Here is a 7,203-nt window from a genome sequence, read left to right as displayed (position 1 = left end):
GAACGGAATATCGTCGTCCATCTCATCGAAGCCACCGCCGGCAGGTGCTCGCATGCCACCACCACCGCCATGCGACGGTTGAGGCGGATTGGCGCGAGTTCCAACATTGTCGGCAGGGCGCGATGTATCCGCGTGCGGCGCCGGACGTTGAGTACGACCGTTGCCACGCTGCTCGAAGCCGTTGTCGCCTTCATCATCGTTGCGACGGCCGCCGAGCATCTGCATCTGGTCTGCCACGATCTCCGTCGAATAGCGGTCGGTACCGTCCTGCGCCTGATACTTGCGCGTGCGGATGCGACCTTCGATGTAGACCGACGAACCCTTTTTCAGATATTCGGAGACGATCTCGGCCAGACGGCCGAAGAACGACACGCGGTGCCATTCCGTCATTTCCTTGTACTCGCCCGACTGCTTGTCTTTATAGCGGTCGGTTGTCGCGAGTCGGATGTTCGCCACAGCATCGCCGCTGGGCAGGTAACGCACTTCAGGATCAGCGCCGAGATTACCGACGAGGATCACCTTGTTAACAGATGCCATTTGAGTTTCCTCACTATTTAGATATTGACCAGAGCCACTTGTCCCACATGAGAGGCTTACCGTCCTTCATGATCGGTGTGCCGTCGGTCTGTCGGATGGCCGGAACCTTCACCTTTCCGGTGCGGCGCACAGATACAACGTCGCCAACAACGCAACGACATTCAGCGATCGCTTCCTTCAGGCCTTCACCCTGCAGGGTCCGCTCACCCGAACTGGTGTCGATATGCATCGCGAACGAGGTGTAGTGCCGTCCCGGCCGCTTGCGATCCGGGAACCGTTCCTCGCCCCACGAAACGATGCGCCCGATTACGTTCGATGCATCGGCGTTGTGAGTACGACGCGTCCGGTTAGGCCCGCGTGCTTCGGGCTCGAACGTCTCTTGCACTTCCGACGGTGACGCTTGATTCAAATCATTGTCAGTTCCCTTTCCTTGCGGCAAGGGCATGGCAGTCGGAGGTTTACCGTTTTGACGGATGGCCACGGCCACCGCCTCCTTCAGCGCGCAACGATGAACAGCGCGCTGCGACCAGTGAGGGACAAGATCAGGGACGATCTTCAGGCCGAACTCGGTTTCTTCAGCGTGATCGTCGAAGGCGGGAGTGAACTCGACGATGTGATCGCCTTCGTCGACGAACAGATGTGGGATGTCGCCGATCGTCACAATCGTTTCGTTCGACGCGCCCTGCCCTACAACGTGGGACGTGGAAGAGTGGGTGTCCGCAGATGCAGGGTTTGGAGACTTAGCCGGTTCCGCAGTGTTTGCGTTGCCGGCAGTGGCAGCGTGAGATGCAGGTTTGCCAGTGAAGACGTCCGCCATGACGCGGGCGAACAGCGTTGCTGCGTTGCGCATGGTTCGCTCCTACAGCAGCGTGCCAAAGCACACGCGTTGAACCTCGCGCAGATCGCGCTCCAGAAGCGGCGTGCTCAATATCACGTCCTGCAGAATCTCCGGATCGACTCCGTTGACTTTGCACACGTAGATATAGGGAAGTGCGCCGTCCCAGTAACCCATGATCCAGCCAAGGGTCGCGCGGTAGTCATCGACGTCGATCTTGCGATTGCGCAGCCGTTCAGACAGCAGGTCGGCGCAATCCATCAGCGACTCGGGCATGCTGTCGCCGCGACGGCTGTCGCTCGCGAGCGAGATCAGCGCGTCGACCATCTTGGCGCGTACCGACTCGCTCCACAAATGCGGGTCGGGCAACGGGTCGGGCTTGGGAGGTGTGATGTGAACCGGCGATGATTCGCCGAACATGTCCAGCTGCCAGGCAGCCACATGCGTTTCCATGGGATTGCTCCGGTGATACCGGGAATCTCATGGCCCGTGTCCGGGAATGGGATTCCCGGTAGGGTTAAGGGTGCCGTCACCATGGGCGAAGCCCAGGTGACGGTAGGTAGTAACGGCGCTCGATTAACGAGTACCGGTCTTGAACGGAAGAACGACAGCCGACTTGGCGTATTGCTTCGCCGGTGCCGGTTTCACATTGCTGTCGTTGGCGGCTGCCGTTGCAGCGGAAGCGACTTCCGGTTTCGCGTTGGCGGCAGCTCGTGCAGCGAGCTTTTCAGTCTCGATGCGAGCAGCTTCGGCCTCCGCTTCAGCTGCGTGGATGGCCTTCGCCTTCTTCTTCATCTCCTTGACCACCCAGTGGGCGACAAGCAGGAAGAGGAAAGTCGAAACGACGAACGAGATCGTCGCGAAGTACGCGATAAAACACAGCGCCAGCACTTTGGCCGGGGACTTAATTGCATCTTTGAAAAGGACCAGCAGCATTTTTCTCTCCAGAAAAATTTTCAACAGGGAATGTCCGGACCCTTGTCCGGTGGTTTCGATGCTCGATGAGCAAGGAAACTCGGCGCTGAGCGCTTTCGTGCGTGTCCACGCGAGGCGCGCACGAAAGCACAGGCTGAACGGAACAACGGGGAAAAGAAAAAACAGAGACGCGCGCGATCACTTGCGGCAGGTCGATGCGTCGGGAGACGCCATTGGATAAGGCAAGCTTAGCGTGCGAGCGCCCCCATAAAGCCACGAATGCTTGCCAATGTCATACAGCTTTGAAAGACCAGGCCCCTAGCTCTCTAAAGGGCGGGAGTGACCTGATCCGGCTCGGCCCCCTAACCCGGAAAGCTCGACTAAACCACGTAGCTTTTCAGGATTCGGTGAAAGCGCGTCGTAATAACGTGCCATTTGCCTGCGATAACTTGACTTCGGAAAAAGCCTGGCAGACTGGACTCGTCTACTTAAACAGGAGCGAGGTCCATGTACTGGTTTCTCATTGCGGCCGCGGTGATCTTTTACGCGGTAAAGCGCCACAACCGGCGCTCGATCGGTCCGACAGGATCGCGTGTACCCGCCTCACGCAGCCAACGAAGCGGTGAGCAAGGCGAGGCTGTTGTTCAGGCCGAACTGAGTGCCGCACTTGAATGGCTGTGCGGCGACAATTTCTATCTGCACCCGGGCGCCCTTCTGCTCAACCATGCGCCCGGCTCGGCTTTCCCGACTGCCGAAGTAGATCACCTTGCCATTACCCCGTTCGGCATCTTCGTCGTCGAGACGAAAAATTGGGCTGGTCGGATCGAGCCCGGGCCAGATTTAAAGAGTGTTGTACGCATCGGCGCAGACGGTCATCGCGAAATGCGCCGGTCACCAATTCAGCAGAATCGCTCAAAGGTCGCATTTCTTCGCTCGATGCTGCCGGGAAGCTGGCTCGTCGAGGGCATCGCAGTCTTCCCCAACCCGCATTGCGACCTGTCGTCAGCGCTGCCCGTCAATCTGATGCGCGCCACCGATCTGCGCCAGTGGCTCCGTGACCACAAGTCGAGGCACGACGCCAGAAACGCCCTGCCGGTCGCTGTCGTGCAGGCCCGACGAGCGGTCCTCGCAGTCGCCGAAACAGGGGCTGTAGCCATAGAAATGCATCGAGCGAAACTGAGGGAAAACCCTAAAAAATTACCGTGTCTTCCCTAAAGTTTCGGTCGGGGTTGCCGATTGAAACGTTTTCCTCGGCGTTTCTCGTAGCCGATACCCGTGAAAGCTATATGAATTTGCGCTTCTTAGCGGGATGGCGGTGGCGAAACGACGCTTATTCTGGGCGGGTGTAGCCCCGGGGAGAACAGGTTGCACCCGCCGCCGAGCATCTGGCGCTTCGACCGAAGCGCCCGAACAAGATCCAAGAAATAGTCGGAGTTTCTCTAATGAAGAACGAAAAAAAGTCATCCGCACTGCGTCCTGAAGGCGACCTGGCCGGTCGTGAGGACGATCTGATTGCCCGGTCTGACCGGGATGCCGTCCGCGCCGCTTTGGCCGATCGCCTCCATCTGCACGTCGGCATGCTCTTTTCCCAAATTATGGAAAAGGCCGTTGCGTGCTACACGGCGAAACACGGAGATTCGCGCGAGAACCGTAAACATGTCATGGATGCCGTCTACGGGGGCCTTGAGAAGGAATTCGGACGCACGCGCGAAGCGGTACGCCTGTACATCCGCTGCTACCAGCGCTTTGCCGACCACCCCGAGGAATTCTCAAAACTCACGCTTCGCGACATGGTGTTGCGCTTGAGTGGTTCGAACCCTGCCGGCGCGGCTTAACGGCGATCAACAACGATCGAAAACTATATAGAAAGCACCATGACCAAACGAAACTCCGCCCTGGTCGTCGACGACGACGAATTCGACCCGACCCGTCCCGAGGGTAACGACGACAGCAAAAACGACGACAACGCTATCGAACGTGAACTGCCCCTCGCCTTTGCGCACGTGCCGTCCGACGAGGAGATCGGCCTGAAGGTCACAGAATTCTTCGGTGGTGATGAGATATCGGACGCGCTTCGCGCTTCGATCGCCGAAGAAGCTGAGGAAGTCGCGCACTCGACCAGAAAGATCCTTCTCGAACATATGCGGATCGGCGGCTCCTTCTATCACATCCGGACGCGGATTGAAGGTCACTACGTGAGCACCTTCGGCGACACGACACAGGTCCGCAGAAACGCAGCGAATCGTGTCTACAACTTCCTTGAAGCCACGTTCCGGAAGAAGCGCGACTCCGTCAGGCTGTATATGCGTTGCTATGAACGCTTCAGCACGAACAGCGGCGCCGTCGAAATGCTGTCGATCAGCGACATGCAGTTGCTGGTGAACAAGAGCGACGAAGTCGTGGAAAAAGTCCTTCAGGCCAAGCGCGATAAGCCCGATATGGGTAAGCGCGAGCTCAAGCAGATCATCGAAGATTACGAAGCGCGCCTCATGGAGAAGGATAGCGCGCTCGAGACCGCCACAAGCCAACTCTCTGAGATCTACGGTCAACTGGACGACGCAAAAAACGAGAATCAGCGTCTCGCCGAGGAAGCGAGGCGCCTCAATCTGGACGTTAAGGCCGACCGCGAAAGACTCAAGAAGACGCTGGTCGACCTTGCTTCGGCCGAGCAGACGGCAAGCGGCCTGCAAAGCACCATTGCGGATCTTGAGCGTGAGGTCACAGCCAAGAGCCGCGAGCTTAGCGAGGCCCAGGCGAAGGTTACGATCAAGGAAGTTCAAGTCGAGGTCACGCCCGAGCACCTACGGAACCTGGAAAGCGTCACAAAAGGCCGATTTGAGGAACTCAGTAGGCTGACGGCTGAATGTGACGCCGCGAGAAAGCGCCTCGAGGAACTGTCCGAGCTTAAGAAAAGGCAGGAAGCGGAAATCGAGCAGAAGGAGGCCGTCGAAAAACGGGTCGCCGGGCTGGTCGAGCGCTTTGGATCGTTCGTTCAGGAATACCACAGCGTGCAACTGCTGGTCACGGCGGACGGTTCAATTGGCCGATTCAAGGGCCTGCTGACGGGTTTGGCCGACCTTACAGGGAAGTTTCACGGGGAATTGCAAGCAGCAGTACGGGCTGCCTGAAGCCGCAGGCAAATTGAGAGAACAAAAGGAAAAACGCAGTGAACAACAAAGAAAGCTATCGCGCCATTGACCGGTTCTACGTCCCGGAGTGGCTCACGGGCCAGATCCAGGTGGCCAACTTCACTCTCGTCGACCACATGAAGTGGTTGCTCAAGCAGGACGGCCGCTTCAACGAGGTGTTCAACGTCGAGCGCAAGGAGATCGAGCAGCTCCAGTTGAACCAGTCGTCCCTGCGTAATCTGCTACGCGCGCCGTTTCTCATGGTGGAACCTACCCTGCAGACCGTTGAGGACTGGCGCTGCTTCGTCGACAACACGGCGACGACCGTCGCGGTCGACGTGCTCCGACGCAAGACGCCGGAACTCGACTCGCTGATGGCCTATGCCGTGAACCAGCAGAATTCGACATTCGTGTCACTCGTGACGCAGGTTCTCAACGTAAGCGTGATGGGCGCGCCGCTTCTCGGCATTTCGACAGAAGTTGCGAAGTATCTGATGTCGGTCCCCCACCACAAGCTTCACGTTGCAATCGGCCGGATGAAGGAACTGCCGCTGTTCCGCTGGCGTTTCAATAGCCCGACCTTCTGGTGGGAATTCGCCGGCAGCACGCTGACTGACGAGACCATCGCTCATCAGATCATGTTGACGTCGCCCTCACGTGTTGGCGAATTGCCTTATGCCGCTCACTGGGGAGACCTTCGTCTTGGCCGACTGAAAAATGAGGCGTATGCCAGCGCTCTCATGGCTTATGGCCTGCGCGCGTCCACGGCTTCAAACCTGTTCGGCATGAACCAGCACTCCATGCGCATCCGTTACAGCGAGATCCACGGCAAGAGTTCGCCCTGTGGCAACACGGCGACGTCACTCACATGGTTTGTCGAGACGCCGGTGCATCGACTGCACGCCACCGTCTACGCATGGCTGTATCGGTCGGCGACTGCGATGGGTGCGAATCCTGCCGAGGCACTGATTGCAACCAATGACGTCTATGACCGCCTCTTCGGTGGTAACCGGGTGATCATGCCGGATCGCGGCTGGAACCTGATCCGCTCGATGGCTGCCGACGCTCGCCTCACCATCGCGCCGTGCCGCACGTGCTGCACGCACTACGTCGTGTCGAACAACGACACGAAGATCGAAATGCACAGTCGCTTCACGTGTCCGGCATGCAACCAGCAACTCGGTGCAAAAAAACGTGCGGCGCGGAGGTCGAACAGTGACGCCTGATACCAAATCGCCCCTGCAAGAATTGCCCGCCGGACTGGTTATCTTCGGCAGTGATGGTCGAACCCAGTTCGGTTGGCAAAATCCTGAAACCGGCGCCTTTTACGCCGAGGCCGACGGGAGCATCATCGCCGACGCGATCGGCGCGATTGCCTGGCATGCGGGCCACATCCACTGACGAGGCGCACAACTATGGAAGACTTCGCCTATCTTGCCCGTGAGAGCAATGCGGCGTGGCTCGCGGGCCGCGGTGACGGGCGGTTTGAGCGTTACGAAAAGTTCTACCAGAGCGAGCGCGCGGTAGACGTCACGGGTTTTGACCTGGAGAAGGCCAACGAGGGATACGTTGAGTATGCAACCAGCCAGCCATCGCGCTTGCTGTCGTTTCTGAACGCGCCGTGGGTCGGTCGAGTCGTAGTCGCGCTATTCGCCCTCTATACGGGAACCCGAGTCGTTCCGCAACTCGCGAAAGTCGGGCCTGCCGTTACTGGTATTGGCCTGATGGTCGCCTTCGTTGGTCTGCGAGTTTTCCATCGACGGGCTCGCAAGCACCGATAGATGCGCT

Annotated in this window: 9 protein-coding genes; 5 read left to right on the top strand and 4 right to left on the bottom strand. The window is 58.6% G+C overall.

The annotated features are described in order from the left end of the window. From AABE10_RS35760 to AABE10_RS35745, 4 genes are all read right to left on the bottom strand, one after another. On the bottom strand, positions 1–537 hold a 537-nt coding region (locus AABE10_RS35760), incomplete at its 3' end, for a single-stranded DNA-binding protein (protein WP_342937771.1). A 13-nt stretch (positions 538–550) separates the two neighbouring features. Next, positions 551–1,387, bottom strand: a complete 837-nt coding sequence (locus tag AABE10_RS35755) for a hypothetical protein (RefSeq protein ID WP_342937770.1) — start codon at positions 1,385–1,387, stop codon at positions 551–553. A 9-nt stretch (positions 1,388–1,396) separates the two neighbouring features. Then, on the bottom strand, positions 1,397–1,825 hold the full coding sequence (locus AABE10_RS35750) for a hypothetical protein (RefSeq protein WP_103153768.1): 429 nt from the start codon (positions 1,823–1,825) through the stop codon (positions 1,397–1,399). Positions 1,826–1,948: 123 nt separating this feature from the next. Continuing rightward, on the bottom strand, positions 1,949–2,308 hold the full coding sequence (locus AABE10_RS35745) for a hypothetical protein (protein WP_342937769.1): 360 nt from the start codon (positions 2,306–2,308) through the stop codon (positions 1,949–1,951). Positions 2,309–2,794: 486 nt separating this feature from the next. Between AABE10_RS35745 and AABE10_RS35740 the strand changes: the two genes are divergently transcribed. From AABE10_RS35740 to AABE10_RS35720, 5 genes are all read left to right on the top strand, one after another. Next, complete coding sequence (locus AABE10_RS35740) at positions 2,795–3,502, top strand: nuclease-related domain-containing protein (protein ID WP_342937768.1); 708 nt, start codon at positions 2,795–2,797, stop codon at positions 3,500–3,502. Positions 3,503–3,729: 227 nt separating this feature from the next. After that, on the top strand, positions 3,730–4,122 hold the full coding sequence (locus AABE10_RS35735) for a hypothetical protein (protein ID WP_342937767.1): 393 nt from the start codon (positions 3,730–3,732) through the stop codon (positions 4,120–4,122). Between the two features lie 39 nt (positions 4,123–4,161). Then, a complete protein-coding gene (locus AABE10_RS35730) occupies positions 4,162–5,415 on the top strand; it encodes a hypothetical protein (protein ID WP_342937766.1) in 1,254 nt (417 codons plus the stop codon). A 38-nt stretch (positions 5,416–5,453) separates the two neighbouring features. Beyond that, on the top strand, positions 5,454–6,641 hold the full coding sequence (locus AABE10_RS35725; RefSeq protein ID WP_342937765.1) for a FlhC family transcriptional regulator: 1,188 nt from the start codon (positions 5,454–5,456) through the stop codon (positions 6,639–6,641). Continuing rightward, positions 6,631–6,816, top strand: a complete 186-nt coding sequence (locus AABE10_RS35720; RefSeq protein ID WP_342937764.1) for a hypothetical protein — start codon at positions 6,631–6,633, stop codon at positions 6,814–6,816. The genes AABE10_RS35725 and AABE10_RS35720 overlap by 11 nt, the downstream gene beginning before the upstream one ends. Positions 6,817–7,203 lie beyond the last annotated feature (387 nt).

Origin of the sequence: Paraburkholderia diazotrophica (genome assembly GCF_038900755.1) — a bacterium.
Taxonomy (GTDB): domain Bacteria; phylum Pseudomonadota; class Gammaproteobacteria; order Burkholderiales; family Burkholderiaceae; genus Paraburkholderia; species Paraburkholderia diazotrophica_A.
The sequence above is the reverse complement of the archived record's forward strand: the minus strand, read 5'-3'. Positions and strand labels throughout refer to the sequence as shown.